Genomic DNA, 25,142 nt, shown 5'->3' on the forward strand with positions numbered 1-25,142 from the left:
GTACAGTGGGCAGTATCAGAATGCAACAAAAACGTTATGATATGGCAATACGTTACAGTTTTAAAAACCCGGAAATGATTATTGCCGGCTCGGCACTGATCGTCAGTTTAATTACTGCCTTTGTTAGTATTTACTCTGCGTTTATTGACAGGGCTTATGCCCGTTCTTCCGTTTGGCCGCGGATAGAAATTGCCAGGGGCCATGATAGTAAGAGTTATTTTCGCTACCTGGTATCAAACAACGGCACCGGACCAGCGCTTATTCAGTACGCCCGGGTAACTTATAACGGCGAAGCCATCCCAAATTGGCAAACCTTGTTCGCCAAGTACGGCATAGCAAACGAAGGTATGGCGCAGTCGCATATCGGCACTACGGTGTTACCGGCACAAAAGCAGATTAATCCGGTAGAAATCAATAATGCAGCTTTCTATAGTAAACACTACTCTCAGGATCATCTGATAAGCATAGAGCTATGTTACTGCTCTATTTATAATGAGTGCTGGCTGGTCGATCGTGAAAATCAACCGCAGCCCGTTGCCCAGTGCAGCATAGACGACAGCCAACGGTTTTTGCAGTAAAGATATGTCACTATGCCAATAATGCGCCGCTTGTTGTCCCGCTTAACTGAAGATTTCCTGCTACTGACGTTGTTATTATTGCTGCCGCTATTGTTATGGCTACAGCCCACAGCGCCGTTTGATGTTGTTGCATTGGTTGATTGGCATACGGTAACGGCGCTGGCCGGTTTAATGCTGCTAAGCCGGGCGTTGGAAGACAGCGGTTATCTGGCCCGTTTTGCCGCCTGGTTGCTGCCGTGTTGCCATTCAGAACGCATGCTGGCAGTGTTGTTGTTATTGTTTGCAGCCCTATTGGCGGCTATCGTTACCAATGACGTAGCCTTATTTATTCTACTACCCATTACGTTAAGCATTGGCCGTTTAACCGGGTTACCGGTAGGGCGGCTGATTATTTTTCTCGCGCTGGCGGTCAATGCCGGTTCCGGTTTAACGCCTGTGGGCAACCCGCAAAACCTGCTGCTGTGGCAGGCCTCCGGCTACAGCTTCTGGCAATTTACGCTGATGATGGCGCCGTTAGCGCTGAGCTTATTGCTGCTGATTTTGCTGTTAAGCGGTGTAGCTTTTGGCTCACACAAGTTCAGTATTGCCGTGCCGCATAATAACAACAGTGATAACGGTAGATTGTTTGGCTGGTCGCTGGCCGGGTATCCGCTGTTTATTCTGGCGATGGAATACCAATTGACGCCCTATGCTGCGCTAGCCGTACTGCTGGCCTATACCCTGTTTAAGCGTGTTGTTATTAGCGGTATTGACTGGCTACTGTTGCTGGTATTTATGCTGATGTTTATTGATTTAGGCTTGTTAGCGCAATTACCGGCAATGCAGCAACTGGCGGCTCAGTTAATGGCGTTGCCAAATGGCAGCTACACCGGTTCAGCACTGTTGTCGCAGCTTATCTCCAATGTGCCGGCGGCGATTTTTCTGCAGCACTTTACTGATGATTGGCGTGCACTGAGCTGGGGCGTAACAGTAGGCGGCTTTGGTTTGGCCATTGGCTCGCTGGCGAATTTAATTGCCCTGCGGCTTAGTAAACAGCCAGGGCTATGGCGCGAGTTTCATTACTGGTCGCTGCCGGTGTTTGCCGGCAGCTTAATGTTGGGTTGGCTGCTTAGTTAAAGTCTTCTGCAAGTGTATTCAAGTGCGCCAGCTCAGCGGTTTTTAACCGCACTTTTTGCTGCAACCGGTAAATGCCAAATATACAGGCCGGCGATACAATCAGGCTGTAAAAAAGCAGCAGCGTCAGTGGTGTGTCTTCCAATTGCCACAGGTGTAATAACCACAGGATCAGCGTAAACAGTATAAGCGCCACACAGCTTAGCTGGGTATAGCGATAATAGCGCAGGCTAAGCTGGCAGGCCTTAAGCCGGAAGTGCAGTAAGCCGCTGCTGCTCCAGTTGTCATAGGCCAGTATAGGCCGGTGTACCTGCCAACTGATATAAACCGTACTTAACGCCCCCAGTGCCAGAAACAGTGCCGAAATGCCCCCTAACCAGCCGGGCAGATTAAACAGCAACAACAGCGCCGTAACGGCCATAATCACCGCTCCCAGCCACTCGCCATACATCAGCAGCTTTTGCTCGCGCTGGCGCTGGCTGGCCTGAGCTAAATCTGCGCTGGTTGGCGCCTCTTCAGCAGGCGTAACTTGTTGCTGCCAGCTTTTTGCCAGCGCGGCAAAGTCAAAATTATCGGCCATCTTGCATTAACTCCATCAGTTCTGTTTTGGCGCGGTTAAGCCGCACCCTTACCGCACCCTGGCTGATCTGCAGAATGTCTGCTATCTCCGGTGCAGCCAAATCTTCCATTGCCAGCAAAATCACCTGGCGGTTAGCCGCTGATAAGCGCCGCACCGCCTGCATTAACTGCTGGCTTTGCTGCTGCTCATCCAGTTGCTCTGACGGGCAGTCATCCAACAGACTTTGTTGTATCTCGTCATCTAAAGGTTGCCACTTGTGGCGCTGCGCGCGGGCAATATGGTCTACCGTTACATTATGCACGATGCGAAACAGGTAGGCCCTTGGCAGCTCAGCCGCCTGTAACCGCTCAGCCGCCTGGTGCAGCGCCAGGAAAATATCCTGTTTTAAATCCTGCCGCGCTGCCGGGTCGGCTTCGTTGGCCAATAATGCGCGGCAAATGGCGCCCTGATGCTGTTGCCACAGCTGTAATACAAAATCGCTCGCGCTTTGCGCGCTATTCAGTCCTGTTGTCAAACGATGCTGCCTTGCTGTTAAGTGCTGTGTCTGGTTACGCCGCTTTTTACTGCGCCTACCCGTTAAGTCTGTTGATTGCCGCCAAGTGTTACATAAAAAAATAAAAAAATAATCTGTAACACCTGAAAAAAAATCAACGACTTAACTGATGACTACTTTATAACAACGAGGATATACAAATGGAAACCTTACAACAGTTGATAACACCCTTTACGACCGCATGGTACCAGGCCGATAACAACGAGTTAGTATCTTTCGGCATCTTCTTTGCGGCCATGTGGCTGATTGCCATGGTGATTGAAGCGGCCGTTAAAAAAGCCACTAAGGAGGACTAAAACATGGAAACCTTAAACCAATTTATCGCTGCTTTTAATACCGCCTGGCAACAGGCTGATGTGCTGTTTTTAGTTGGCTTTGGCCTGTTCTTTTTAACCGTATGGTTTTTACCCTGTCTGTTGGCACTGCTGTTTAACCGCCAGCATTTGGGCAAAATTGCGTTGCTGAATATTCCGGCTGGTTTTTCCTGGATAGCCTGGCTGGCGCTGTTGGTGTGGGCGGTTACCGGCAAACTGAGTAATAGGCTGGCCGCTAAAGCCCGGTTAAAACCGGTGCTGTAATGGCCAGTGGTAAACTATAACGCGACACTATCACCTTCGTTTAAAATCAGCAGCGGCACCTGGCTATCCAGTTGCTGCTGCATATGTAACAACCGCAGTAGTGCCGAGTGTGAGCTGATATCACCCATCTGCCAGCTGGCGTTGCCATAACCCCAGGGGATCATTACTTTGCAGCCCAGCTCATTGGCTACCATCAACGCATCTTCCGGAGTCATATGCACGGCGCGGTAATTCGGGCCATGGTAAGATGCTATCGGCAGCAAACAGATATCTATCGCGCCGTATTTTTGCTTAATATCATTAAAATGCTGCGAATAGCCGGTATCGCCGGCAAAAAACAACTTTGTATTATCATGTTGAATCAGCCAGCCGGCCCATAGTGCCTGATTTTCATCACGCAGAGTGCGGCTGTTAAAGTGCCGTGCCGGTAGAGCATGAATACTCAATTCTCCTTGCCGGGCACTGCTGTACCAAGCCATCTCCGTAGCATTGTAGCCACCGCCAGGCAGATAGGAAGCCATGCCATAAGGTAGGTAATAATGTGCTTTGGTGCCAATGCGCTTAATATCGCGGGTACTGAAATGGTCATAGTGTAAATGAGAGTAGAGTACCGCATCTGTAGCAGCTAAATGTTCTGTGCTGAGTGTTGGCGTGGTACGCCGCGCCCTGGTTCCGACTAAATGTGCGGCCCAGTTCACCGGCCAATCAAACTGACCGGTAACCGGATCCAGCAGTAACTGCTGGCCATCCGGTGTCTTAATGCTGAAACTGGCATGGCCCAGCCAGTGTACGGTAAAACCACTTTTTAGCTCTGGCAAGTGTTGCTCACCGGTGTAGCGGCATTGCTCAGCAGAAGGCTGGCAATCAACCAGTGGATGTGGCTGATAGCAATTTTGTTCACAGTTGGCCGGATAGGGAATATTGCCGCGGTACATATTCTGAAAATAACCGCCGCTTTGCACTATGTTGGCGGCGTTGTCGGGTTTCCCGCTTACTTGCTGCACTTTGTTCGGTGTACTGCAGGATGGGATAAAAGCGATGCCGGCAAGCAGCATCGCTAAAAACAGAATACCCGGATTCGATCGGTCAGGCATCTGAAGCTTTACTCAGCTTTTTCTCCAGCTTCTCGATTTTTTCCTGCGCTTGTTCACGATAACGGGTTAAGCGCTCAATGGTAGCGGCAGCGTTATCTTTAACAAAGCTAACCTGTTGCTCCAGTTGGCTTTTTTGCTTGGCAAGCTTGTCCTGTTCCAGTTGCATATCATGCACCTTGTCGCGCTGCTGTTGCAGTTCTTCACGCAGTTGCTTGATGGTTTCGCGCTGTTCGGCCTGGTGGTTCGCGGTAATAGCGCTTTGCTCTTTCAGCATGGCGTTATTTGATTTCAGCTGGGCCAGGGTGGCGTGAATATCGGCCTCGTCGGCCTCGTCACTGACTTGTGCTTTTTGCATCGCGTCCAGCTGTTCCTGCACTTTTAATGCGGCATCACGTTGCTCGGCGGCTTCGCGTTTTGCGGTTTCGCGCTCTTTTTGCAGCGCAGATATTTGTTTCTCATACTCATCCAGCTGCTGTTGCAACTTTTCAAGTTCAGCAGATGTGTCGGCAGATGGAGCTTGTTGCAACTGAGCGCCGTCAACAACGTCTTGTTTTGCTTGTTCAAGCTGCTCAAGGGCGGTGTCACGCTCTTTTATCAATGCTTCTGTGCGTTTTTGCGACTCCGCCAGCTGCGCCAACGCAGTATCGCGCTCTTCCAGCAAAGCGTTATGTTGATCCGCCATACCGGCTTGGTCTGCTATTACACTGCCCTGATCATTTGATGATTTTTGTAATTGATCCAGCTGTGCCTGCAACCGCTTGGTTAACGCGATGGCCTGGGTTTCAGTTTTAGTGGCTTGCTGCAGTTTGCTTTCAAACTCATCCAGCATCGCTTGCAGCTCGGTAACGTCATGCTCGCGGGTTTGCAGGTCCTGTAAAGCTTTCTTGCTGGTTTGTTGCGCGGCTTCCAGCTCGGCTTTTACCTTAGCCTCCGCTTGTTGTAGCGTTTTTATTTGCTGCTCTGCCTGCTCAGCCGCTTTTAACTTTTGTTGCAGCGGTTCCAGCTCTTGCTCGGCAGCAGCCAGCTCGGTTTGTAATTGCTGCAGTTTTTGCTGGTTCAACTGCTGTTCGTTTTGCAGTTGTTCTTCCAGTTCATCCTGGGCTTGTTGCAGGCTAATTACTTTCAGCTGGATCTCTTCTGCGGCTTTCTTAGCTTGTTCTGCGTCTTGTTGGGCTGTTTTTAATTCGGCTTGCAGTGCCGCCAATGCTTGTTGGTTGCTTTGCAGCTCCTGCTCAGCTTTTGCTAAGGCTTGTTGTTGCTCATCCAACAGCTTCTTCGTACTGTCCAGCTCCTGCTGCTGGTTTTGGCTCAGTTTAACGGCGTGGTCACGTTCTTCGTTCAGCGCGGCGTACTTTTCAGCCTGAGTCGACAGTTGTTGCTGTTGTTGCTGCAAGCTGTTTTCCAGCTCGGCTTTGCGTTGTTCTAATTGCTCAGCTTGCTGTTGCAGTTCGCGATTATGCTCTGCGGCCAGCACTTCAGCCTGCATCGCTTGTTGCAGTTGCTGGTTCAGTTGGTCGGTCAGTTTTTTAGCATATTGCTCAGACTCACGCTGAAAGGCGCTGATAAAGTCGGCGCTAAACATGCTGTCTGTCGGGGGTTCAGCGGGGGCCGGTGTGCGGTTTGCCTGTTCATTGCGCCACTTCTGGTAATGCACCACCAGGCTGGCCTGGGCGCCGGGTACCTGAGAAATTAAATAATCTAATGAAACGGGTTTGCCTGTTTTATGCAGTTCATCACAGATTTTCTTAACTTCACTATATTGCATGGTTTATTTATCCAACTGAACTGAATGGAAGTACTAAAAAAATACCGCTTTGTTATCGGCAACATTTTAAGCACTTTTAGCTTAAAACCAAATTTAAATTACATTTTCTTTGCAACCTGGTCGCTTCAGGACTAAATTACTGTATATAAAAACAGTTGAGTGCCACTATGATCCTGTATATTGCAGAAAAGCCGGCATTAGCCCGGGCCATTGCTGCTGTGTTGCCAAAGCCGCAGTATAAAGATAACGGTTTTATCCGCCTTGCCAATGGTGATGTAGTGAGTTGGTGCATTGGCCATTTATTACAACAGGCCGAACCGGAAGACTATAACCCTGACTACAAACGCTGGCAAACCACGCACTTACCCATAGTACCGCAGAAATGGGTGTTAAAGGTACGTAAGTCAGCTGAACAGCAGCTTAACGTACTTAAAAAACTGTTAAAACAAGCAGATAGCCTGGTGCATGCCGGCGATCCCGACCGCGAAGGCCAGCTGCTGGTCGACGAAGTACTGTCCTACTGTGGCGTTAACGGCGCAAAATTGGCCAATACGCAGCGGCTGCTGATCAGCGATCTGAACCCGCCGGCGGTTAAGCGGGCTCTGAGTCAGTTAAAGCCGAATAAAGATTTTGTGCCCTTATCCACGTCGGCATTAGCCCGCAGCCGTGCTGATTGGTTATATGGCTTAAATATGACGCGGGCTTATACTTTGCAGGGGCAAAAAGCCGGCTATCAGGGCGTATTATCGGTTGGCCGCGTGCAAACACCGCTGCTGGGGTTGGTGGTAAGGCGGGATCTGGAGATTGCAAATTTTGTCGCCAAGCCGTTTTACCAGGTTGTGGCGGAGGTAGAAACCGCTGATAAGCAACGTTTCTCCGCACTATGGCAACCCAGTGCGGCCTGCGCGCCATGGCAGGATGAAGAAGGCAGGGTATTGCTGAAGGCTCTGGCGGAAAAAGTACAACAGAAAATTACCGGCCAGCCGGCAGCAGTAAGTAAGTTGCAGCACAAAGACGGTAAGCAGGCTGCGCCACTGCCGTATAATCTGTCAGCGTTACAGATAGACGCCGGCAAGCGTTACGGTATGACAGCACAGCAGGTGCTGGACAGCTGCCAACAATTGTATGAGCGGCACAAGTTGATTACCTATCCGCGTTCTGACAGCCGGCATTTGCCGCGGGAGCAACTGAAACAAGCTGTTGAGGTATGTGGTGCTATAGCAGCCAACGACCCTGATTTGGCCGGCGCGGTGCAGGAGGCAAATACTAAGCTTATCAGTAAAGCTTGGAATGACAGTAAAGTAGAGGCGCATCATGCCATTATTCCGACCGGGAAACGCCAGCCGCTCAGCCGTTTGAATGTGGCGGAGCAGCGGCTGTATCAACTGATAGCGCGGCAGTATCTGGCGCAGTTTTATCCGCCATTTTGTTACAGCGATACCCTGGTAGAGTTAACTATTGCCGGCGGCAACTTTATCGCTAAAGCCCGCACAGAACAGGCAGCCGGCTGGAAGCAATTATTTCGCCGCGATGCAGAGCCAACACCGTTGGATGAGCAAACCGACCCGGCGATGCAGCAAACCGCCTTACCAGCTTTAAAACATGGCCAGCAATTACTCTGCACAGCTGCACAGCTATTGGAAAAACAGACGCGGCCGGCGCCGGCTTTTACCGATGCCAGTTTGTTAGCCGCGATGACCGGCATCAGCCGTTATGTCAAAGATGAAGCGGTGCGTAAAATTTTGCGCGACACCGATGGTTTGGGCACGGATGCAACCCGCGCCGGCATTATTGAATTGTTATTTAAGCGCGGTTTTTTACAGCGCCGTGGCAAGCTGATTAATGCCACCGATACCGGCAAGGCACTTATCGCCGCCTTGCCGGAGCAAGCTTCATTGCCGGATATGACAGCCCGCTGGGAAGCGGCACTAAATGCTATTTGCCAACGTGAGCAAAGTTACCGGGCCTTTATGCAGCCTTTGATTACCGAGTTATCACAGTTGGTGCAGCAGGCCGCCAACGTTACGCCAACCGGTTTGCCGGTACAAAATGCACGGCGCTGGCGTGGTGGTAAAGCTGCGGCTAAAGCTAAAAGCGGCACTGCCAGACGCAAGGCTGCTAACCGCACTGCCGTTAACCGTACAACGGCAAAGCGTAATTAATTGTTATCCTGCTGGATTTTTTTTTGCAGCTTGCCTTATGCTGCAGCACAAATAACCAAACAGGAAACAATACAATGGCCACAAAGCTGTTAAAAATGCTGCTGGCAGCATCGCTGCTAAGTTGCAGCGGTCTGGCACAGGCAACCATAGTAGAAGTAACGACTAACTTAGGTAAGTTTGAAATTAACCTGTACGACGAAAGCACGCCGGTAACAGTACAAAACTTCCTTAACTATGTCAGCGCAGAGCGCTACAACGGCACGGTCATTCATCGCTCTGTGCCGGGTTTTATTATTCAAGGCGGTGGTTTTGAGTTTGACCAGCAGTTACCCCTCAAAACCAGACCAACCAATCCGGCCATTATTAACGAGCCGAAATGGTCTAATGTACGCGCTACCATTGCTATGGCAAAACAAGCTGGTAACCCAAACAGTGCAACAAACCAGTGGTTTATTAACCTGAAAAACAACGCTTCTAATTTGGATTTCCAAAACAGTGGTTTTACTGTCTTTGGCCAGATCAGTAGCAGTGATATGGATGTAATTGATGCTATAGCTTCACTACCGCAATATGATTTTTTTGCATTTAGCTCTACTGAGAAAGACGAGCTACCACTACGCAACTACTCCGATTCGGACTACGATGACAATAAACCACTGGTTGCAGATAACTTTGTCGTTATAGAGTCTGTAGTGGTTGTTGATAATCGCACAAACACCATCTCAGGTCTGACGCTGGTACCAACCACTAATAGTGGTAGCGCCGGCGGTGATGAGAGCAGCAGCGGTGGCAGCTTTGGCTGGTTTTTGCTGCCGTTAGGCTTATTGGCATTTAGACAACGCCGCTAATCAGCGTTGTAACCCGCAACGGAGCTTCGGCTCCGTTTTTGTTTTGGCTACAATTATTCCGTTTTAAAGCATTTGGTTAGATAAATTCTTTATGTTGTTTCGCTGGTCATCCTAGCGATGTCATCTACACTTAATCCACAGTACTTATGCCACAGTATAGGCTGTGTAGATGAGGGTAGCCTGATGATATTGTTAGTTGGTGGAGAAAAGGGCGGTAGTGGCAAAAGCTGCCTGGCACAAAATATCGCAGTATATTTTTCGCGCGAAAAAAACGCTAACGTCATGTTGGTAGACTGTGACCCGCAAAGAACCTCGTCAGACTGGGTGCAGGAGCGGCATCTGGACCCTGCTCTGCCGTGGATTAATTGTGTGCAGATGTACGGCAAAATCCGTTACGAACTAAAAAGTCTCGAAATGCATTACGACGTGGTTATTGTGGACTGCGGTGGCCAGGATAGTGTGGCCTTACGGTCTGCTATGGTCGTGGCAACCCATGTATTGCTGCCACTGCGGCCGAAACGCCGTGACTTGAAGACCTTAGAGCACCTGGAAGACTTAGTCAGTGCCTGTAATGTAGTGAATCCGGATATGATTGTCGGCTGTGTTATTACCCAGGCACCGTCGCTGCCAAACCAAGCCGGGCGTATTCTGGACGCAAAAGAAGTATGTAAGTCATTTAATATCCGCGTGTTAAATGCCATTACTTATAACCGTAACACTTACGATGACAGTGAAGAGAAAGGGTTGTCGGTCATGGATGTAGAGCCTGACGGCAAAGCCGCGCAGGAAATACGTGATATAGTGACTGAGCTACTGGCTATGAAGGCGATACAAGACGATGGCGCTGACAGATCTGAAGAAAAAGTCGCAGCCGCCCGGTAAGCCCGGTTTTACGGCAGACGAGTTTATTGACGACGCAAACAATTATGCGATGGGTATGCCGCGTATTGTCAGTTTGCGCCGTCAGTTACCCCAGGATGATGACAGCAGCCGCTTGCCAATGCGCCATGCCACTTTTACGCTGAGCCAGGAAGCGATAGACGCGCTAAATGAGTTAAGCAGGGTAACCGGCGAAGCGAAGTCTAAGTTGATCCGGCAGCTTATTTTACAAGCCGGCAGAGCGGTAACTGTGGATTTAACCGATTACAACAGCCGCCATCCAACCTCAGAGCAGGATAAATAGCAGCAGTTCGGTATTACTTTGCCAGAAAGGCATAGGCGGTTAAAAATGCCGTTTCCTGGAAGGCTTTCAGGCCGGTGGCTTTAAAATCTACCGGTATCGGATGACGCTTTAATTTCTCTTTCAATTCGGTAGAGCTGATAATGCTGCATTGGCAACCGGCAATCAGTTGCAACGCAGTCTCTATTTTAAAGCCAACTGCGCCGCCGGCAAATTTGCCTTTTTGTGGCCGGTCTTTAATCACCAACTGGGTAATTTGATAATCTTCGATAAATTTGGCAAAGGTGAACTGAAAATGGCGCATCTGCTGTTGCTCCTGATCTTTGCTCAGGGCAAAGCGGGTTTGGCGGCAATCCGGCAGTTCAAATAAACCATCTTTTAGTGTCATCAGGCAAATAATGGCTTCACTGCCTTTAATTTCGATTCCGCATGTGCGCATGGGCAGTCCTCTGTTTAAGGTTGGTTTAAATTGTCGTAATGGCTTTCAATGATCTTGCAGCTTTCTCTGAGCGGCTCACCGTACAGGATCGGATTAAAGTCTTTATTTACACAATAATCACGGCGGAATCTTTTCAAACTGTCGATACTGGCTGCTGCTTTCTCTAACTGTGCCCGCTGTCCGTCACCCCATTGTTCTGCCAGGGTAGCCAGTTGTTTGCGCGTACTACGCAGCGCAGCTTCTTTGCTGTCTCCGGCAATGGCGGCTTTATCCATAACCAATTCAAACAGCTGCTCTTTATGTGGCCTAATCAAGTCATGATCGGAAAAGGTAATAACTAACAACACCACTACAACCAGCCAGAAGAACTTTTTCATCAGCTTACATACTCCGGTAACACAACGGCGCCATTGTAGCGGATCGCGTAACAATCTGCATCGTAACGACGATGATATCTGCAATACTGTCAACTTTGTTTGCAGTATTTGTAGCTGCTGTCATCCTTGTTTACGTTTTCAGGCTGATTTATACCAAAAAAGTACCTGGCCGGCAGGCATGGATATTGCTTTGTCACAGGTCAAAAAATCCGGTGTCCAAGCTGTTATACTCTGCAGCGGACACAACAAGCAGTAAACGGAGTCATTGGTGGATCAGCAAAAGATAGATATCAGAAACATTCCGGTACATGTTGAGGTACATCAGCCTGCTGCAACCGGGCAGTATAATCCGCGTGACCGTATTTATGTGCGTGCAGTTAAAGGCCTGCATCAGGCGATCCGCCGTTATATGGGCTTTGTGTTTATGGGGCTGTTTATGTTGCTGCCCTGGCTGCGCTATGACGGCCATCAAGCCATTTTGCTCGATATTACCGAGCAGAAATTTAATATCTTTGCGCTGACGCTATGGCCGCAGGATTTTACCATTCTGGCATGGATTTTTATTATTGCCGCCTATGCGCTGTTCTTTATTACCGCTTTTTACGGCCGGGTCTGGTGTGGCTATTTGTGCCCACAGTCGGTGTGGACCTTTATCTTTATCTGGTTTGAAGAAAAAATTCAGGGTACGCGCAATCAACGGATGAAGCTGGATACCGAACCCTGGTCTGGCAGCAAATTTGTTAAAAAGGCGGCTACCCATTTTTGCTGGCTGGCATTCTCCTTGTTAACTGCACTTATTTTTGTCGGTTATTTTACGCCGGTCGGGCCCTTGTTTGCCGAATTCTTTACGTTGCAGGCCGGGTTTTGGGCGGTGGTATCGGTGTTGTTTTTTACTCTGTGTACTTATGGCAACGCCGGTTGGATGCGCGAAATTATGTGTACGCACATTTGTCCTTACGCCCGCTTCCAATCAGCCATGTTTGACAAAGACACCTTTACTGTAACCTATGATGAAAAGCGCGGCGAAAACCGCGGTCCGCGCAGCCGGAAAGACAAAGACTATAAAGACAAAGGCTTAGGGGATTGTATCGACTGCAACCTTTGTGTGCAGGTGTGCCCCACCGGCATCGACATCCGCAACGGCCTGCAGTACGAATGTATTAACTGTGGCGCCTGTATTGATGCCTGTGACGATACCATGACAAAAATGGGCTACCCGACAGGGCTTATCAGTTACACTACCGAGCACAGCTTAAACGGCAAGCCAACCAAAGTACTACGGCCCAAGCTGCTGGGTTATTTGCTGGTGCTGATAGTGGTATGTGGTGCCTTTGTCTGGACACTGTACAGCCGGGTGCCGTTTGAAATGAATATTATCCGTGATCGCGGTGCGCTGTTTCGCGAAACCAACGAAGGCCTGGTTGAGAACACCTACACCCTGAGTATCTCGAATAAGTCGCAGCAAGCAGTGCAGTTTGATCTGAGTGTGGCCGGTGGCGCAAACTTTAGCTGGATAGGGCCGCATCAGGCCAGCCTGAACGGCGGTGAAACGCGCAGTGTAACCATTAGTTTAGCGTTAGACCCTTACGCCACGGAACAGCGCAGCCTGGACATCAGCTTTACCGTGCAGCAAACGGACAATCCGGACATTAAACTTGAGCAAGCCACGAAATTCTTTGTTGGCCGTTAAGGAGCCCTATGACGGCCTTTGATTTTTCCACGCTGCAACCTGATTTGATTATTGATGCTTTACAGCAGCTGGGGCTGGATGTCAGCTCCGGTTTGCTGGCACTGAACAGCTACGAAAACCGCGTCTATCAATTTAGTGCCTATCGTGCGGATGCGCTGCGGCCGGAGAAATTTGTGGTGAAGTTCTACCGGCCACAGCGCTGGAGCGCACTGCAGCTGCAGGAAGAACATGATTTTGCTTTTGAGCTGGCGGCAGCGGATATTCCGGTGGTAGCACCGCTGAAAATAGCCGGGCAATCACTACTGCAATACGGCGGCTATCACTTTGCGCTGTTTCCAAGCCGCGGCGGCAGAACACTGGAAATCGACAATGATGATCAGCTTGCCATGTTGGGCCGTTTTCTCGGCCGTATGCATCAGGTAGGTAAGGCGAAGGCATTCGCGCAGCGCCCGGCATTCAGTGTCGAAAGCCATCTGTTGCAAAGCCGCGACGTATTGCATGCACTGGAGTTTATTCCGGCGTATTTACGCCCGGCCTTTGATACCGCACTTAACCAGGTTATTGAGTTGGCAGCTCAACAGTACCGCCCGGGGCAGCTGATCAGGTTGCATGGCGATTGCCACGCCGGTAATTTGTTCTACGTCGATGAAGGCCCGTTTTTTGTTGATTTGGATGATTGCCGCAGCGGCCCGGCGATCCAGGATATCTGGATGATGCTCTCCGGTGATCGTTTGCAACAGCGCGATACGCTTGAACTTATGCTGGAAGAGTACGAGCAATACTGTGAATTTGACCCGGCTGAACTAAAGTTAATTGAACCGCTGCGCGCTATGCGCATGGTGCATTATATGGCGTGGCTGGCACGGCGCTGGCAAGATCCGGCCTTTCCAATGAACTTTCCGTGGTTTGCCACAGACAAATACTGGGAACAACAATGTGTAGCGTTAAAAGAACAGTTGTTTTGCTTACAACAAGCACCGCTTTCACTGGTGCCATACTACTGAGTTTTTGTTAAGCTGTGGCTTAATTGCCTACCAAAGGACATTACCCAAGATGAAAAAGCTGTTATCTGTATGTGTATTTGCGTTGTTGCTGCCGTTGGCGGTGTCTGCCAACAGTAAGTTTCAACAGGGCAAACATTATGATGTTATTGCTGAGCAAGCTACGCCCAAAGCTGAAGTAAAAGAGTATTTCTCGTTTTACTGCGGCGGCTGTAATGCGTTTGAGCCGATAGCCCAGAGCCTGGCAAAAAAGCTGCCGGCCGATGCTGAGTTTAAGAAAGTCCATGTTGATTTTATCCGTGCGGCATCGCCTGAGCTGCAAAACACGTTGGCCCGCGCTTACCTGGTAGCAAAGAGCCAGGGTAAAGGTGACCAGGTAGCCAGTGCTATTTTTAACCAGATCCACCGCAACCGCGCCCCCTTTGCCAATGAAAACGATATCCGTAGTCTGGTGCTGATCCATGATATTGATGGCGAAACCTACGATAAAGCCATGAAGAGCTTTTCCGTGCGTGGTGCGGCTAATCAGATGAAGAAAGAGCAAGATGAGTTATCTGAAAAACGCATCTTAACCGGCGTGCCTATGCTGGTAGTAAACGGTAAGTATAAAATTAACAACGCGGCGCTGGATAAGAGAAATATGGAAGCCGAATTACAGGAGCTGGTTAACTACCTGCTGCAAAAAGACGCTTAAACCGGTTGATGCATACCAAGGCAGCGATAAGCTGCCTTTTGTTTATGCAGAACTCAGCGCGGTACCTCAATGCGTTGTTTTACGTATTTCAGCTGTGCCACTATGGTAAAGGTCATAATCACCAGCAGCGACCATGAGCTCCACTTACCCAAGTGCACCACCGACCAGGCACCGAGTTGGTTCGGGTAGCTCCATAACCCCATAAAGGTGCTGATATTTTCTGCCAGCCAGATAAAAAAGCCCACCAGCACAAAACCCAGCAACAGCGGCATGCTGCGTTCGCGATCCAGCGGCGTAAAGTACACCACAGTGCGGGCATATAGCCCCAGGGTAGCGGCCGCAATGTACCAGCGATAATCCCCGATATAATGATGGCTGAAAAAATTAGCATAAATTAACAGCGCCACCAGCACCGCCATCCAGTACGGCGGATGATGCATCACCCGCTGCTGCATTAAGCGCCAGCTCTGGATAATATAACTGCCCACCGCGGCATACATAAAACCGGCAAACAGTGGTACGCCAAATACCTTACTGTAAGCAAAGTCGGGGTAACTCCAGGACTGAATGGCGCCTGAGGTTTTAAACACCTCCAGCGCAAAACCCACCAGATGAAACAAGCAGATAGCTTTTAGCTCATCAACAGTTTCCAGCTTGCTCCACACCATCCAGTACTGAATAAGCAGCGCCAATATCAGCAATACATCATAACGCGGTATCGCCAGAATGCCGCTGCGTGGCACCAGCAGTACACAAGCAAAAAACAACGCGACAAATAAACAGGCCCGCGCCTGCTTCAGGCCAAAAAACCACAATTCCCAGCAGATGCGACGCAAGCCGTGGGTATCGGCCGGCGGGGTAACCTGCATCAACCAGCTATCCAACCGGTTAACGGCAACAACGGAAAAAGATGACATAAGCAGTCCATGGCAAAGTGATAACTAAAATTACCCTGCGATAACGCCGCAGGCAAGCGCTTATATAAAAGCTTATGTTAGAGTAGTCAGCTGAATTACCGCTGAGCAACGCTATGAAAACCCTATTAATATCAGCTTCAGGCTTTGGTGATACCGCGGCCTGCATCCGTGTATATATCGCTAACCGGCCACCCATGGCAGAGTATGCCGGCTTACAGGCAGTGCAAGCACTGCACAGTGGCGAGATAGAGCTGATCAACCGGGCTTGTGGTAATGGCTGGCGCAAGGTATTTAATGTCTATGCCAAACTACTGTTTGTGCTGGATGCTAAGCAATTTGCCTTTGCGCAGCAAGCCGGTAGCTGGCAACAATATCGTGAGCAATATTTATTGCAGGCCGGTAGCAGTACGGCATTAGTATTTAGTGCGCCGGATCTTAAGCCAAAGACGAAAACCGTACATATTATTGCCGGCCGTGCTCATGCCAAAGCATTGCTGGAGGCCGGTTTACCGGCACAGCTTAGCTGGTTGAATAATGAATTTGCCGTAGATAAACACAACCGGCTGTTAGTCTGTCCTTACTTTGACTATCGCCAGCTGAATAACGAAAAGTTGGCTTTTTTGGCACAGCTGATTAAGGCATTAGATGAATAACAACTCTTTAACGGTACAACTACAGCAACTGTGCACTATGCTGCAACCCTTGCAGTTTGGTGTCGGCGGCAGTTGCCTGTTGTGGCAACTTGGGCTGGAAAATACACCAAATGATATTGATATCGTTTGCACAGAGCAGGATTTTGCCCGGATATGCCAACTGTTGTCCGTCAGGTTTACGCCGCAGACAACACCTGCCCATGCCGAGTATGTTTCGGCGCATTTTGCCTGCTTCAATCGAGAAGGTTGGCCGGATATTGAAGTCATGGCCGGTATAGCGGTAAAACAGGGTGATGCAGTAACCAACTGGCAATTTAATCCGCAGCGTTGCCACTGGCAGGACAGTATCTGCTGGATGCCGCCGGCTGACTGGCTGCAATTGTATCAGTTGTTTAACCGGCCGCAGCGGGTAGCGCAGTTGCGACGCTATTTGGTGCAACTGCGGTTAAACAGCCTGAGTTAGTCGGTTATTTCCACTGAGGTAGGCACCAGTTGATACAGCGTTACCGGCTCTGTGACTTTTGTCGGGTCAAATACGCTACCGCTTTTTTCTGCCTGTTCTGCCAGATAATCAATACTGGCCTGCAAGTTCATCGGTAGCGGCTGAAGGCGGCCGTGTGCATAAGCTGTTTTGCCCATACTGCTAAGCGGAAATACCATATCGCCATCGCGTACTTTGATGCGAAAAGCCGGTTCATCTTCCGCTGCTGCCAACGTCATCCAGCAGCCTTGTTTTTTACACACAGCCTGAATTTTGCCGCTAACCGTAATCTCCTGCTGCAGATAACCTGCCGGGTTGGCAATGATCTCAGCCACCGGTACCACCCTGGTTTTATCAAACGCCGGGCCAAAGCTCAGCGGCGTTGCTTGCAGCGTAAATACGGCGCCAGCCAGCAACATAGTAAAAAGGTTTTTGCCCATATCATCTCTCCTTGTTGATTAGCACTATTGTCGTTGCTGCCAGGCGCAAAGGCAAGTTTGCTTGCATGATCTATATTTATTATAGAATTGTAAATTATTATTTTTAAGTTAGCTTTTTTGCGTTATAACTAAACGAAGCGATACATTCACCCAACGTGGAGGCGTTATGTCGACCTTTGATGAAGACGGCATGTTGATTGACGATAAAATCTCATTGAAACGTTATACCAGCATTGAGCATGGTAATTTAACCAGGGTTAGTGCCGTTGTGGTGCACCAAACTGATGCTCCTACGGCACAGCATACTTTTAATGCATACAACTCCGGTGGTAATGGCGCGCATTTCCTGATCGGCAAAAACGGCCAGATTTACCAGACCGCCAGCACGTTGAAACGTTGTTATCATGTCGGCCGATTGATTAAATCAAAGTGTCTGACATTGGATAAAAATAGCTGTGACAGCGTTGAAATGGCAAAAATACTGGCAAAGTCATGGAGCAATCAGATTAAAGCGCTGGATGCGCATGAGCGACAAAAAGCCTATCCGGATCGCTATCCGGTGAACTCAGATGCGCTCGGTATTGAGCTCGTAGGCAAGCATGTGAATGACACTCAGTACGAAGCCGTAACGCCGGCCCAAAATGAAGCATTGCAATGGTTGCTTACAGAGTTGTACTCCCACTTTTCGCTGACAAAAACGGATGTATATCGTCATCCGGACGTATCTTACAAAAATCCGGGTGAAGCAAAAGGAGCAAACTGGTAATGCGGGTGCTTATATTATGCAGTTTATCGTTATGGTTACCGGCATGTGGCAGCCAGCAACAGTCATTTGATTCTGACCAAATCGGTTCGCTGTATATTGCCGACTTTGTTTCAGATGCGCCTGAGCAATGCCGTCCAACGGATGTTGATCTCAGCAATATAGAGGTAAAGCAGTTTTTTAAGCAGGCACGTGAGGTGGCGCATAAAATACTGCATGATCATTATAACTATGCTCCTTGCGCCATTGAAGGTACGCTAAAGTACGGGCAGCAAAGTTGTAACTGGCAGGTGCGGGCCGGTGCGACTGGGCATATCCAGTGCGGTGAAGAACATCGTTATTTTGCCTGCGACGATTGTGCAGCGCTGTTTAATACAGGTGAAACAACAGAGTAAACCAGAGCAGTGTAATAATCTCAGAAACAATAAGGGCGTAATCCTTCGGATTGCGCCCTTTTCACTTTTACTAACCTGGCTGCTCTCATTGCCAATTCCTTGCGTAATTTATCGCCGGTGTTTGCTTTAAAAGTAATCAAACGGTTTCTATTTGTGAATTTTAATTGAACTTTAATTTACATTTGAAATTCCTGCCGCTAGTATGCGCGCCGCAATGACCAACTTAGGGAACTAAAACAATGACGTTAAAGTATGTATTACCTGTTATAGCACTGACTGCCTCAGCAGCACTGTCTGCCGAAGAATATCAATTATTCACCAGTCTGACTGCAGATCACGAGCGCGCTAGCGGTGATAACGAAACCAACTGGAAGCTGGACGGTACTTATTTCTTCGATAAGAAGCAAACCTTAGGCCCGTTGGATCAATTTGAATACATCAATAAAGTCAGCAATGTAGATGCCGGCTTTAATCGCAGCAACGATCGTAACTTCTGGAATGTTGGCGGCGAATACTTTGCCGATAACAAATTAGTGTTTTCTGCAGAGCACAGCCGTACCAGTGGTTCTTACAGCAATAAAGTAGGCATTGGTTACCTGATCTCTGACGACATTATTGTGCGTGCAGAAGCAACTAAGCCAAAAGATGGCAGTACCTCATACCTGTTCTCCGGTAGCTATAACCACCAGTTGCAAGGCAACGACTATGTTGGTTTTACTGCCAGCGTTGATGACGAGTTTGATTTCTTCACTCTGAGCAGCAAATACTTTGCCGCCTTGGGCGAAGACCGTTATATCGCTGTAGGCGTATCATTAGCTGACAACGACGGCAGTTCAAGCTGGGGCGCAGCCGCAGATTACTACTTCTCTAAAATGACTTCAGTGGGCGTTAGCTACAATAAAGCAGACGACTACAGCCTGAATGCTAAACACTTCTTTAACCGTAACTGGGCATTAGTGGCTGGCTTTGGCAGCAACACTGACAGCTCTGATACTAAAGTTTACAGCTTAGGCGTAAACGGCCAGTTCTAAGTTTTCCTTGGTAGCTACACGAGTGTTTTGGGGCAACAATAGTTGCCCCTTTTTTATGCTTGTTAGTCCAACAGCGGCTTTAAGTAATGTCCGGTATAGGACTTCTCACAGGCTGCGACCTGCTCCGGTGTGCCGGCGATCAGAATTTCCCCACCGCCGCTGCCGCCTTCGGGGCCGAGGTCGATAATCCAGTCAGCAGTTTTAATCACATCGAGGTTATGCTCGATAACGACGATACTGTTGCCATGGTCGCGCAGCCGGTGCAGTACGTTCAGCAGTTGCTGAATATCGTAAAAATGCAGGCCGGTGGTGGGTTCGTCCAGAATATACAGCGTTTTGCCGGTGTCGCGTTTACTCAGCTCGCGCGCCAGTTTTACCCGCTGCGCTTCGCCGCCGGACAAGGTCGTCGCCGACTGGCCGAGTTTAATGTACGAAAGGCCAACGTCCATTAAGGTTTGCAGTTTGCGGTTAATCGCCGGTATCGCTTCAAAGTAGGCCAGCGCGTCTTCCACCGTCATATCCAGCACTTCATGGATACTTTTGCCTTTGTATTTTATCTCCAGCGTTTCGCGGTTATAGCGTTTGCTTTTACACACATCGCATGGCACGTACACGTCAGGCAAGAAGTGCATTTCTACCTTAATAACACCATCACCCTGACAGGCTTCGCAGCGGCCGCCTTTGACGTTAAAGCTGAAACGCCCGACCTGATAACCGCGTGAGCGCGATTCCTGGGTAGCGGCAAACAGCTCGCGCACTGCAGTAAAAATACCGGTGTAGGTAGCGGCATTGGAGCGCGGGGTACGGCCTATCGGGCTCTGGTCGATGTCGATCACTTTATCAAAATGATCGAGGCCTTTAATCGCGCGATGCGGCGCCGGATCATTACCTTCGCCTTTATTCAATACACGGTGCGCCACCCGAAACAGCGTATCGTTAATCAGCGTGGATTTACCCGAGCCGGACACCCCGGTAATACAGGTCATCAGGCCAAACGGGATGGCAATATCGACATCTTTTAAGTTATTGCCGGTAGCACCTAATACCTCCAACCATTTTTTACCCGGTTTGTGACGCTTTTTCGGCACCTCTATTTTACGCGTACCGGATAAATACTGGCCGGTTAACGAGTCCGGCGCCGCCATTACCTGTTCCAGCGTGCCTTGGGCGACGATATTACCGCCATGTACACCGGCGCCCGGGCCGATATCGATAATATGGTCAGCCATCCGCACCGCGTCTTCATCGTGTTCTACCACGATCACAGTATTACCCAGATCGCGCAGGTGGCGCAGGGTGCCAAGCAGGCGGTCGTTATCGCGCTGGTGTAAACCAATAGAGGGCTCGTCCAGCACGTACATTACGCCGACTAAGCCGGCACCAATCTGGCTGGCCAGCCGAATACGCTGCGCTTCGCCGCCGGATAAGGTTTCGGCGCTGCGTGACAGGTTAAGATAGTTCAGGCCAACGTTAACCAAAAAGCTCAAGCGGTCCTGAATTTCTTTTAATACTTTTTCGGCAATCTGCGCGCGCTGGCCGGTGAGGGCCAGTTGCTGGAAAAATACCATACAATCGCCAATCGACAGCTCGACAATTTGTGGCAGGTTAGTCTGGCCGATAAACACGTGGCGGGCTTCTTCGCGTAAGCGGGTGCCGTTACACCCCGGACAGGCCTGATGCGCCAGGTACTTACTCAGCTCTTCGCGCACCGAGTTTGACTCTGTTTCGCGATAGCGGCGCTCCATGTTTGGCAAAATGCCTTCAAACGGATGGCTGCGCTGCACAATATCGCCGCGATCGTTCAGGTATTTGAAATCAATTACCGTTTTACCGCTGCCGCGTAAAATAGCGTCCTGCTGCTGTTGGCTTAAGCTGCTAAAGGGGACATCCAGCGCAAAACCATAATGCTCAGACAAAGATTTCAGCATCTGGAAGTAATAAAAATTACGCTTATCCCAGCCGCGTATCGCGCCGCCGCTAAGGCTTAATTCGGCGCTGACAATAACTTTGTTCGGATCAAAATATTGCTTTACGCCCAGGCCGTCACAGCTGGGGCAGGCACCGGCCGGGTTATTAAAGGAAAACAGCCGCGGTTCCAGCTCCACCATGGAATAACCACAGCTGGGGCAGGCAAAGTTGGCCGAAAACACCAGCTCGGCGGCATCGGGCTCGTCCATCAGTGCGACTTTGGCCACGCCGCCGGATAACGCCAGCGCGGTTTCAAACGATTCGGCCAGCCGCGTTTTTACGTCATCGCGCACTTTAATCCGGTCGATCACCACTTCGATGGTGTGCTTTTTGTGTAGATCCAGCGTTGGCGGATCAGATAAATCACACACCTCGCCGTCGATCCGCGCGCGGATATAGCCTTGGGCGGCCAGGGTTTCCAGCGTTTTTACGTGTTCGCCTTTGCGCTCCTGCACCACCGGCGCTAACACCATTAATTTGGTACCTTCGGGGAAGGCGGTAACCTTGTCGACCATCTCACTGATGGTTTGTGCCGCCAGCGGTAAATCGTGCGTCGGGCAGCGCGGCTCGCCGACGCGGGCAAATAGTAAACGCAGGTAGTCGTAAATTTCAGTAATGGTGCCGACAGTAGAGCGCGGGTTATGCGAAGTGGACTTTTGCTCAATCGAAATCGCCGGTGATAAGCCTTCGATATGATCGACATCGGGCTTTTCCATTAAACTTAAAAACTGTCGCGCATAAGCTGATAACGACTCAACATAACGGCGCTGGCCTTCGGCGTAAAGCGTATCAAACGCCAGCGATGACTTGCCGGAACCGGATAAGCCAGTGATAACAATCAGCTTATCGCGCGGAATGGTTAGCGAGATGTTTTTCAGGTTGTGGGTACGGGCCCCACGGATATCAATTTTGTCCATTATTACTCCAGCTTAATCGCGCCTGTGCTTACGTGCTGAGCCTGCTTTCAGTTCTTTGGGTGCAGTAGTAACTGCGCAAAACTGTACAAATATACACTATGCAACCACAAGAAAAAACCTGCCGCCAAATATTAACCGCTGCTGGCGATAGCCAAGCTTTGCGTTTATTGTATGGCGGCGCGCGCCCACAGATAAGGACATGCCGATGCAGGCAACCATTTTAGTTGTTGAAGATAATAAGGAAATCCGCTTTTCTGCTCGTTTTGTGCTGGAAGATGCCGGCTTTAGCGTGGTGGAACTGGAAAACCCTGTGCAAGCCATGGCCTGGCTTAGCCAGAGTGATGCCAGTGAAAATAGTGCCGATCTGATTTTGCTGGATATGAATTTCAGCCTCGACACCACCTCGGGTGAAGAAGGTCTGCAGTTTTTACGCTGGCTACAGCAACAGAGCAGTAAAATCCCGCTGGTGGCGATGACAGCCTGGTCGAATACCACGCTTGTGGTGCAGGCAATGCAACTGGGTGCCGGCGATTTTATTGAAAAGCCCTGGCATAACCAGCGGCTGTTGCAGGTAATCCGCCAACAACTAAAACTGGCGCAACTGCAGCAACATAACAAACAACTGTCGGCCGCCTTTGCCGATCCGGCCAGCCCGCTGCTGGCACATAGCGAAGCGATGCAACGGCTATTACAGCAACTGACAGAGGTGGCGCGCAGCGACGCCAATATTTTGCTCACCGGTGAAAACGGCAGCGGCAAAACCCAGCTGGCGCAGTTTATTCATACTAAATCACAGCGCGCTAATGCGGCCTTTATCAGCGTGAATATGGGCGCCATTGTCGACAGCCTGTTTGAAAGCGAAATGTTTGGCCATAAAAAAGGCGCCTTTACCGATGCTAAAGAGGCCAGAGTCGGCCGCTTTGCGCTGGCACAGGGCGGCACGCTGTTTCTTGATGAAATAGCTACACTGCCACTAAACCAGCAAGCCAAATTATTGCGAGTGCTGGAGTCCGGCCAGTATGAAGTGGTGGGCAGCAGTGTAACCGAGCAAGCCAATGTGCGGCTTATCAGCGCCAGCAATGCCGATTTTGCTGCGCTGCTGGCCAGTGGTCAGTTTCGCCAGGATCTGTATTACCGGCTAAATACGCTGCAATTTACTGTGCCCGCCTTGCGGCAGCGGCCGGACGACATCATACCGCTGTGCCGCTACTTTTTGCAGCAACACGGCAACCGTTATCAAAAACACAACTTGCAGCTAACCGCAGCGGCCGAGACTGCGCTGCGCCAGTATGGCTGGCCGGGTAATGTGCGCGAACTGAGCCATGTGATAGAGCGCGCGGTACTACTATGCCAAACGCAACAGATCAGTAGCAGCGATTTGGCGCTGGCGGTGCCGGCAGCCGGCAATACTGGCAACGGCCAGCAGGTGCCAATAGCGCTGGAACATATGACGCTGGAACAAGCTGAATTACAGCTGATCCGCCAGGCACTGGCGCAATTCCCGGCCAATAAACAACGCGCGGCTGAGCTGTTGGGTATTACCAAATCGTCGTTATACCGCCGGCTGGAAAAATATGGCCTGGATAAATAGACGCCCGGCCTCGCTGGAGCGCCACAGCTTAGCGCTTAGCGTCGGCTTGTTGCTATGCTCGCTGGCAGCTGTTGTGCTGGCCGGGTTATGGTTTGGCCTATGGTGGCTATGGCTGCTGTTAGTCCCAGCCTGGTTGCTGTTGAATAAATGGCAGTTTGCCCGGCGCAGGCAAATGCTGGCGGCGTTTAACCGCGCCAGTGTGCAGTTGGAGGCCATGCATAACCAGGATTACAGCCTGCAAGCTAAAGCGGCTTATCAAACCGGTATTGCTGCCAGCTTTCAGCAGCAGTTGCAACAATTAAGCAGCCAGTTGCAACAACGCAAAAGCTTTTTTGATGAACAGCAGTTTTTACTCTACCGGCTGATTGATCAACTGAATACCCCCATTCTGGTATTTGATCACAAACAGCAACTGAGTTACGCCAATGCTGAATTTGACAGCTTATTTGGCCAGCCCTGGCAAAGTTTGCGTAAAGCCTCGGCGGAATTACTCGGTTTACACAGCGAGCCGCATTGGCATTTTGCTGACAGCGAGCGCCAGCGGCAGTGGCAAATCCGCCATAGCCGCTTTATGGATCAGGGCCAGCGCCATCAGTTGCTGGTGTTTATTAATATTCAGGCGGCGTTGCGTGATACCGAATTAGAGGCCTGGCAACAACTTATCCGCGTGCTGAGCCATGAGATCCGCAATTCGTTAACGCCAGTGCTGGCATTGTCCGAGCAATTACAACCTAAACTGGCGGCAGAGCGTGACCAACAAGCGCTGCAGGTGATCCGCCAGCGCAGCCAGCATTTGCAGGACTTTGTCAGCCGCTATAGCGAGCTGAATAAACCGCTGAGCATCAATCTGCAGCCGCTGTGCGCCGCCGATTTATTTGCCGCTTTGCAACCGCTATTCAGCGATGCAGCACTGCAGGCCAGCGGACTGAGCTTGCGGCTTTACTCAGATGCCACCTTATTACAGCAGGTGCTGATTAACCTGATTAAAAACGCCATTGAAGCCGGCAGCCCGCCGGGCACTTTACTGCTGCAGTTTGCCCGCCAACACAACCAGTTGCAGATCAGCGTTAGCGATCTGGGGCACGGCATCAGTAACAGCCGTGACCTGTTTGTGCCGTTTTACACCACCAAAGCCCAGGGCCAGGGCATCGGCTTACAGCTGTGCCGCAATATCGTACGCCAGCTAGCCGGTGAAATGAGCCTTGCGCCGCGCAGCGACGGCCAGCAGGGCTGCTGCGCTACCATCAGCTTACCCTGGCATGCGGCTGATGCTGGCTGCTGAGTGATCTGCAATAAGCGTCCGAAACCGGAATAGCGCGTCCGAAACCGGACGC

General features: G+C 50.2%; 27 protein-coding genes. 18 read left to right on the top strand and 9 right to left on the bottom strand.

Features of this window, described 5'->3' with window-relative positions:
* The first annotated feature begins 20 nt into the window (after positions 1-20).
* Both ACTZWV_RS17420 and ACTZWV_RS17425 read left to right on the top strand, forming a co-directional pair.
* Positions 21-578, top strand: coding sequence for a hypothetical protein (locus ACTZWV_RS17420; RefSeq protein ID WP_444787756.1), 558 nt, complete (start codon positions 21-23; stop codon positions 576-578).
* A gap of 12 nt (positions 579-590) precedes the next feature.
* Positions 591-1,694 carry an SLC13 family permease gene (locus ACTZWV_RS17425; protein WP_444787757.1) on the top strand — a complete coding sequence of 368 codons (1,104 nt, stop codon included), beginning with the start codon at positions 591-593 and terminating at the stop codon, positions 1,692-1,694.
* Here ACTZWV_RS17425 and ACTZWV_RS17430 read toward each other — a convergent pair.
* Together ACTZWV_RS17430 and ACTZWV_RS17435 are read right to left on the bottom strand one after the other, a co-directional pair.
* Positions 1,687-2,271, bottom strand: coding sequence for a hypothetical protein (locus tag ACTZWV_RS17430; protein ID WP_444787758.1), 585 nt, complete (start codon positions 2,269-2,271; stop codon positions 1,687-1,689). The two genes, ACTZWV_RS17425 and ACTZWV_RS17430, sit on opposite strands and share 8 nt — an antisense overlap.
* Positions 2,261-2,785, bottom strand: coding sequence for an RNA polymerase sigma factor (locus tag ACTZWV_RS17435; RefSeq protein ID WP_444787759.1), 525 nt, complete (start codon positions 2,783-2,785; stop codon positions 2,261-2,263). Before ACTZWV_RS17435 ends, ACTZWV_RS17430 begins: the two co-directional genes overlap by 11 nt.
* Before the next feature lie 179 nt (positions 2,786-2,964).
* Between ACTZWV_RS17435 and ACTZWV_RS17440 the strand changes: the two genes are divergently transcribed.
* On the top strand, positions 2,965-3,120 hold the full coding sequence (locus tag ACTZWV_RS17440; RefSeq protein WP_444787760.1) for a hypothetical protein: 156 nt from the start codon (positions 2,965-2,967) through the stop codon (positions 3,118-3,120).
* 3 nt (positions 3,121-3,123) lie between these two features.
* Complete coding sequence (locus ACTZWV_RS17445) at positions 3,124-3,402, top strand: superinfection immunity protein (RefSeq protein ID WP_444787761.1); 279 nt, start codon at positions 3,124-3,126, stop codon at positions 3,400-3,402.
* A gap of 14 nt (positions 3,403-3,416) precedes the next feature.
* Here ACTZWV_RS17445 and ACTZWV_RS17450 read toward each other — a convergent pair whose 3' ends face one another.
* Together ACTZWV_RS17450 and ACTZWV_RS17455 are read right to left on the bottom strand one after the other, a co-directional pair.
* The gene (locus ACTZWV_RS17450) at positions 3,417-4,496 is read right to left on the bottom strand and encodes an MBL fold metallo-hydrolase (RefSeq protein ID WP_444787762.1); all 1,080 of its coding nucleotides are present in this window, start codon (positions 4,494-4,496) and stop codon (positions 3,417-3,419) included.
* Positions 4,489-6,261, bottom strand: coding sequence for a hypothetical protein (locus tag ACTZWV_RS17455; protein ID WP_444787763.1), 1,773 nt, complete (start codon positions 6,259-6,261; stop codon positions 4,489-4,491). The genes ACTZWV_RS17450 and ACTZWV_RS17455 overlap by 8 nt, the downstream gene beginning before the upstream one ends.
* A 167-nt stretch (positions 6,262-6,428) precedes the next feature.
* Here ACTZWV_RS17455 and ACTZWV_RS17460 point away from each other — a divergent pair, with 167 nt between their 5' ends.
* The 4 genes from ACTZWV_RS17460 to ACTZWV_RS17475 all read left to right on the top strand — a co-directional run bounded on the left by ACTZWV_RS17460 (position 6,429) and on the right by ACTZWV_RS17475 (position 10,454).
* Entirely contained in the window at positions 6,429-8,423 is a 1,995-nt protein-coding gene (locus tag ACTZWV_RS17460; protein WP_444787764.1) for a DNA topoisomerase III, read from the top strand.
* Between the two features lie 74 nt (positions 8,424-8,497).
* On the top strand, positions 8,498-9,271 hold the full coding sequence (locus ACTZWV_RS17465) for a peptidylprolyl isomerase (protein ID WP_444787765.1): 774 nt from the start codon (positions 8,498-8,500) through the stop codon (positions 9,269-9,271).
* A gap of 183 nt (positions 9,272-9,454) precedes the next feature.
* A complete protein-coding gene (locus ACTZWV_RS17470; protein WP_305557215.1) occupies positions 9,455-10,153 on the top strand; it encodes a nucleotide-binding protein in 699 nt (232 codons plus the stop codon).
* Positions 10,110-10,454 carry a ribbon-helix-helix protein, CopG family gene (locus ACTZWV_RS17475; RefSeq protein WP_444787766.1) on the top strand — a complete coding sequence of 115 codons (345 nt, stop codon included), beginning with the start codon at positions 10,110-10,112 and terminating at the stop codon, positions 10,452-10,454. The genes ACTZWV_RS17470 and ACTZWV_RS17475 overlap by 44 nt, the downstream gene beginning before the upstream one ends.
* 13 nt (positions 10,455-10,467) lie before the next feature.
* On the opposite strand, the gene ACTZWV_RS17480 is transcribed toward ACTZWV_RS17475, so the two are convergent.
* On the bottom strand, positions 10,468-10,890 hold the full coding sequence (locus tag ACTZWV_RS17480; protein WP_305557209.1) for a DUF3010 family protein: 423 nt from the start codon (positions 10,888-10,890) through the stop codon (positions 10,468-10,470).
* A gap of 14 nt (positions 10,891-10,904) precedes the next feature.
* The gene (locus ACTZWV_RS17485; RefSeq protein WP_444787767.1) at positions 10,905-11,267 is read right to left on the bottom strand and encodes a hypothetical protein; all 363 of its coding nucleotides are present in this window, start codon (positions 11,265-11,267) and stop codon (positions 10,905-10,907) included.
* 268 nt (positions 11,268-11,535) lie between these two features.
* On the opposite strand from ACTZWV_RS17485, the gene ccoG reads away from it, so the two are divergent.
* From ccoG to ACTZWV_RS17500, 3 genes are read left to right on the top strand one after another with little or no spacing between them, the layout of a single operon-like run.
* Complete coding sequence (ccoG, locus tag ACTZWV_RS17490) at positions 11,536-12,957, top strand: cytochrome c oxidase accessory protein CcoG (RefSeq protein WP_444787768.1); 1,422 nt, start codon at positions 11,536-11,538, stop codon at positions 12,955-12,957.
* 8 nt (positions 12,958-12,965) lie between these two features.
* Positions 12,966-13,961 (top strand): serine/threonine protein kinase, encoded by a 996-nt coding sequence (locus ACTZWV_RS17495; RefSeq protein WP_444787769.1) that lies wholly within the window; start codon positions 12,966-12,968, stop codon positions 13,959-13,961.
* Between the two features lie 49 nt (positions 13,962-14,010).
* Positions 14,011-14,652 (top strand): thiol:disulfide interchange protein DsbA/DsbL, encoded by a 642-nt coding sequence (locus ACTZWV_RS17500; RefSeq protein WP_444787770.1) that lies wholly within the window; start codon positions 14,011-14,013, stop codon positions 14,650-14,652.
* A 53-nt stretch (positions 14,653-14,705) separates the two neighbouring features.
* Here the strand turns inward: ACTZWV_RS17500 and ACTZWV_RS17505 are convergent, their stop codons facing one another.
* A complete protein-coding gene (locus tag ACTZWV_RS17505; RefSeq protein ID WP_444787771.1) occupies positions 14,706-15,569 on the bottom strand; it encodes a DUF817 domain-containing protein in 864 nt (287 codons plus the stop codon).
* Positions 15,570-15,682: 113 nt separating this feature from the next.
* On the opposite strand from ACTZWV_RS17505, the gene ACTZWV_RS17510 reads away from it, so the two are divergent.
* Positions 15,683-16,222: a DUF6942 family protein gene (locus ACTZWV_RS17510; protein WP_444787772.1), complete on the top strand. Its 540-nt coding sequence runs from the start codon at positions 15,683-15,685 to the stop codon at positions 16,220-16,222.
* Entirely contained in the window at positions 16,215-16,685 is a 471-nt protein-coding gene (locus tag ACTZWV_RS17515) for a hypothetical protein (RefSeq protein WP_444787773.1), read from the top strand. Before ACTZWV_RS17510 ends, ACTZWV_RS17515 begins: the two co-directional genes overlap by 8 nt.
* On the opposite strand, the gene ACTZWV_RS17520 is transcribed toward ACTZWV_RS17515, so the two are convergent.
* A complete protein-coding gene (locus ACTZWV_RS17520; protein WP_444787774.1) occupies positions 16,682-17,143 on the bottom strand; it encodes a DUF4920 domain-containing protein in 462 nt (153 codons plus the stop codon). The two genes, ACTZWV_RS17515 and ACTZWV_RS17520, sit on opposite strands and share 4 nt — an antisense overlap.
* 166 nt (positions 17,144-17,309) lie before the next feature.
* On the opposite strand from ACTZWV_RS17520, the gene ACTZWV_RS17525 reads away from it, so the two are divergent.
* The 3 genes from ACTZWV_RS17525 to ACTZWV_RS17535 all read left to right on the top strand — a co-directional run bounded on the left by ACTZWV_RS17525 (position 17,310) and on the right by ACTZWV_RS17535 (position 19,332).
* Entirely contained in the window at positions 17,310-17,909 is a 600-nt protein-coding gene (locus ACTZWV_RS17525; RefSeq protein WP_444787775.1) for a peptidoglycan recognition protein family protein, read from the top strand.
* Complete coding sequence (locus tag ACTZWV_RS17530; RefSeq protein WP_444787776.1) at positions 17,909-18,301, top strand: hypothetical protein; 393 nt, start codon at positions 17,909-17,911, stop codon at positions 18,299-18,301. Before ACTZWV_RS17525 ends, ACTZWV_RS17530 begins: the two co-directional genes overlap by 1 nt.
* A gap of 239 nt (positions 18,302-18,540) precedes the next feature.
* Positions 18,541-19,332, top strand: a complete 792-nt coding sequence (locus ACTZWV_RS17535; protein ID WP_444787777.1) for a putative porin — start codon at positions 18,541-18,543, stop codon at positions 19,330-19,332.
* A 62-nt stretch (positions 19,333-19,394) separates the two neighbouring features.
* On the opposite strand, the gene uvrA is transcribed toward ACTZWV_RS17535, so the two are convergent.
* The gene (gene uvrA / locus ACTZWV_RS17540; protein WP_444787778.1) at positions 19,395-22,217 is read right to left on the bottom strand and encodes an excinuclease ABC subunit UvrA; all 2,823 of its coding nucleotides are present in this window, start codon (positions 22,215-22,217) and stop codon (positions 19,395-19,397) included.
* A gap of 205 nt (positions 22,218-22,422) precedes the next feature.
* Here uvrA and ACTZWV_RS17545 point away from each other — a divergent pair, with 205 nt between their 5' ends.
* Positions 22,423-23,808 carry a sigma-54-dependent transcriptional regulator gene (locus tag ACTZWV_RS17545; RefSeq protein WP_444787779.1) on the top strand — a complete coding sequence of 462 codons (1,386 nt, stop codon included), beginning with the start codon at positions 22,423-22,425 and terminating at the stop codon, positions 23,806-23,808.
* Entirely contained in the window at positions 23,792-25,090 is a 1,299-nt protein-coding gene (locus tag ACTZWV_RS17550) for a sensor histidine kinase (protein ID WP_444787780.1), read from the top strand. The genes ACTZWV_RS17545 and ACTZWV_RS17550 overlap by 17 nt, the downstream gene beginning before the upstream one ends.
* Positions 25,091-25,142: the final 52 nt, after the last annotated feature.

It is taken from the genome of Rheinheimera sp. NSM, from assembly GCF_052380015.1.
GTDB lineage: Bacteria > Pseudomonadota > Gammaproteobacteria > Enterobacterales > Alteromonadaceae > Alishewanella.

Coding starts and splice junctions, on each gene's coding strand:
- ACTZWV_RS17420 (WP_444787756.1), top strand. CDS start 21: ATGCAACAAAAACGTTATGATATGGCAATACGTTACAGTTTTAAAAAC.
- ACTZWV_RS17425 (WP_444787757.1), top strand. CDS start 591: ATGCCAATAATGCGCCGCTTGTTGTCCCGCTTAACTGAAGATTTCCTG.
- ACTZWV_RS17430 (WP_444787758.1), bottom strand. CDS start 2,271: ATGGCCGATAATTTTGACTTTGCCGCGCTGGCAAAAAGCTGGCAGCAA.
- ACTZWV_RS17440 (WP_444787760.1), top strand. CDS start 2,965: ATGGAAACCTTACAACAGTTGATAACACCCTTTACGACCGCATGGTAC.
- ACTZWV_RS17445 (WP_444787761.1), top strand. CDS start 3,124: ATGGAAACCTTAAACCAATTTATCGCTGCTTTTAATACCGCCTGGCAA.
- ACTZWV_RS17450 (WP_444787762.1), bottom strand. CDS start 4,496: ATGCCTGACCGATCGAATCCGGGTATTCTGTTTTTAGCGATGCTGCTT.
- ACTZWV_RS17455 (WP_444787763.1), bottom strand. CDS start 6,261: ATGCAATATAGTGAAGTTAAGAAAATCTGTGATGAACTGCATAAAACA.
- ACTZWV_RS17460 (WP_444787764.1), top strand. CDS start 6,429: ATGATCCTGTATATTGCAGAAAAGCCGGCATTAGCCCGGGCCATTGCT.
- ACTZWV_RS17465 (WP_444787765.1), top strand. CDS start 8,498: ATGGCCACAAAGCTGTTAAAAATGCTGCTGGCAGCATCGCTGCTAAGT.
- ACTZWV_RS17470 (WP_305557215.1), top strand. CDS start 9,455: ATGATATTGTTAGTTGGTGGAGAAAAGGGCGGTAGTGGCAAAAGCTGC.
- ACTZWV_RS17475 (WP_444787766.1), top strand. CDS start 10,110: ATGGCGCTGACAGATCTGAAGAAAAAGTCGCAGCCGCCCGGTAAGCCC.
- ACTZWV_RS17480 (WP_305557209.1), bottom strand. CDS start 10,890: ATGCGCACATGCGGAATCGAAATTAAAGGCAGTGAAGCCATTATTTGC.
- ACTZWV_RS17485 (WP_444787767.1), bottom strand. CDS start 11,267: ATGAAAAAGTTCTTCTGGCTGGTTGTAGTGGTGTTGTTAGTTATTACC.
- ACTZWV_RS17495 (WP_444787769.1), top strand. CDS start 12,966: ATGACGGCCTTTGATTTTTCCACGCTGCAACCTGATTTGATTATTGAT.
- ACTZWV_RS17500 (WP_444787770.1), top strand. CDS start 14,011: ATGAAAAAGCTGTTATCTGTATGTGTATTTGCGTTGTTGCTGCCGTTG.
- ACTZWV_RS17505 (WP_444787771.1), bottom strand. CDS start 15,569: ATGTCATCTTTTTCCGTTGTTGCCGTTAACCGGTTGGATAGCTGGTTG.
- ACTZWV_RS17510 (WP_444787772.1), top strand. CDS start 15,683: ATGAAAACCCTATTAATATCAGCTTCAGGCTTTGGTGATACCGCGGCC.
- ACTZWV_RS17515 (WP_444787773.1), top strand. CDS start 16,215: ATGAATAACAACTCTTTAACGGTACAACTACAGCAACTGTGCACTATG.
- ACTZWV_RS17520 (WP_444787774.1), bottom strand. CDS start 17,143: ATGGGCAAAAACCTTTTTACTATGTTGCTGGCTGGCGCCGTATTTACG.
- ACTZWV_RS17525 (WP_444787775.1), top strand. CDS start 17,310: ATGTCGACCTTTGATGAAGACGGCATGTTGATTGACGATAAAATCTCA.
- ACTZWV_RS17530 (WP_444787776.1), top strand. CDS start 17,909: ATGCGGGTGCTTATATTATGCAGTTTATCGTTATGGTTACCGGCATGT.
- ACTZWV_RS17535 (WP_444787777.1), top strand. CDS start 18,541: ATGACGTTAAAGTATGTATTACCTGTTATAGCACTGACTGCCTCAGCA.
- uvrA (WP_444787778.1), bottom strand. CDS start 22,217: ATGGACAAAATTGATATCCGTGGGGCCCGTACCCACAACCTGAAAAAC.
- ACTZWV_RS17545 (WP_444787779.1), top strand. CDS start 22,423: ATGCAGGCAACCATTTTAGTTGTTGAAGATAATAAGGAAATCCGCTTT.
- ACTZWV_RS17550 (WP_444787780.1), top strand. CDS start 23,792: ATGGCCTGGATAAATAGACGCCCGGCCTCGCTGGAGCGCCACAGCTTA.